Annotated in this window: 1 protein-coding gene; it reads right to left on the bottom strand. The window is 62.1% G+C overall.

What is annotated here, in order from left to right; translation table 11 throughout:
- Positions 1 to 74 precede the first annotated feature (74 nt).
- Positions 75 to 1429, bottom strand: a protein-coding gene (locus tag ACP7AZ_RS17750) for an IS3 family transposase (protein ID WP_426039973.1) whose coding sequence is annotated in 2 segments (ribosomal slippage) — positions 75 to 1090 and positions 1090 to 1429 — 1356 coding nt in all. Because the reading frame shifts where the segments join, the coding sequence is not laid out codon by codon here.
- Positions 1430 to 1514 lie beyond the last annotated feature (85 nt).

Raw genomic sequence — 1514 nt, 5'->3', positions numbered from 1 at the left:
TGTACGTCGTCAGATGTTTTGGGACAGTCGGGGTGCGGATTTAGTGGAGAGTTGGCCTTGTCTGGGTTCGATATTTAGGCGGCGATTTTGCGGTGCTGCAAGCGCCGATGTTGGAGGGTCTGTCGCTTGACGCTGGCGCGGCGGCGCAGGATGTCGGCGGCGCGACCGAAGTAGGCGTCGGCAGGCGTCACGTTGTCGAGGCTCTCGTGATAGCGCACGTGGTTGTAGTGCTCGATGAAGGTGCCGATCTGGGCCTCCAGGTCACCGGGCAGGAAGTAGTTCTCCAGCAGGATGCGGTTCTTCAGGGTCTGATGCCAGCGCTCGATCTTGCCCTGGGTCTGGGGGTGGTAGGGCGCGCCTCGGACGTGTTTCATCTCCTGCTCGCCCAGCCATTTGGCCAGGTCACCAGAGATGTAGCTGGAGCCATTGTCTGACAGCAGTCGTGGTCTGTGCCGGACGCTGACCTGGTCACAACCCGACGCCTTGAGCGCCAGTTCCAGCGTGTCGGTGACGTCGCCGGCCTTCATGGTCGTGCACAGCTTCCAGGCGATGACGTAGCGCGAGAAGTCGTCCAGGATCGTCGACAGATACACCCAGCCCCACCCGATGATCTTGAAGTAGGTGAAGTCGGTCTGCCACATCTGGTTGGGGGCCGTGGTCTTGTCGGTGAACGCCTTGGCGGCCTTCATGACGATGAAGGCCGGGCTGGTGATCAGGTCATGGCTCTTCAAAAGCCTGTAAACGCTGGCTTCCGAGACGAAGTAGCCCTGGCTGTCGGTGAACCGCACCGCCAGCTCTCTCGGGCTCAACTCCGACTGTTCCAGGGCCAGTTCGAGGATCGCGGCGCGGACATCGTCGGGGATGCGGTTCCACACCCGGCCAGGTCGTCCCGGACGATCTTCCAGCGCCTCGGGACCGCCGATCTGGTAGAGATCGTACCAGCGGTAGAAGGTCGCGCGGGGCACGCCGATCTGCTCCAGCGTCTTGCGCACGGGCAGGCTCGATTGCTCGACCAGGCGGATGATCTCGGTCTTTTCGCAAGCCGGATATCTCATGCCTCGTCGCCCCCATCGGCGATCATGCTTTTTTTGAGCAGGCGGATCTCAAGCGTCTGCTCGGCCACCACCTCCTTCAGCGCCGTGGCTTCCCGGCGCAGATCCTTCACCTCGTCCGTCGTCGCGGCCCGGGCCGTATCCCCCGCCAGCCGGCGCTTGCCCGCCTCCATGAACTCCTTGGACCAAACGTAGTACAGGCTCTGGGCGATACCCTCCTTGCGGCAAAGCTCAGCGATGCTGTCCTCCCCGCGAAGTCCGTCCAATACGATCCTGATCTTGTCTTCCGCCGAGAAATGCCGGCGCGTCGCGCGCCGGATGTCCTTGGCAACCCGCTCGCCGGGCGTTGCCTTCAAGGGCAAGGATTTTGGTCTCATCTTCGTTCCTTCGTCACTACGACGAGACCAAAATCCTCCTCTAAACGGAACCCTCAATCTGTCTCATTGGCGCTGACGGCGGACA

The sequence above is a fragment of the Brevundimonas sp. DC300-4 genome (assembly GCF_049897365.1).
Lineage (GTDB): Bacteria > Pseudomonadota > Alphaproteobacteria > Caulobacterales > Caulobacteraceae > Brevundimonas.
Note: the sequence above shows the minus strand (reverse complement) of the source record. Positions and strands in the feature narration are given on the sequence as shown.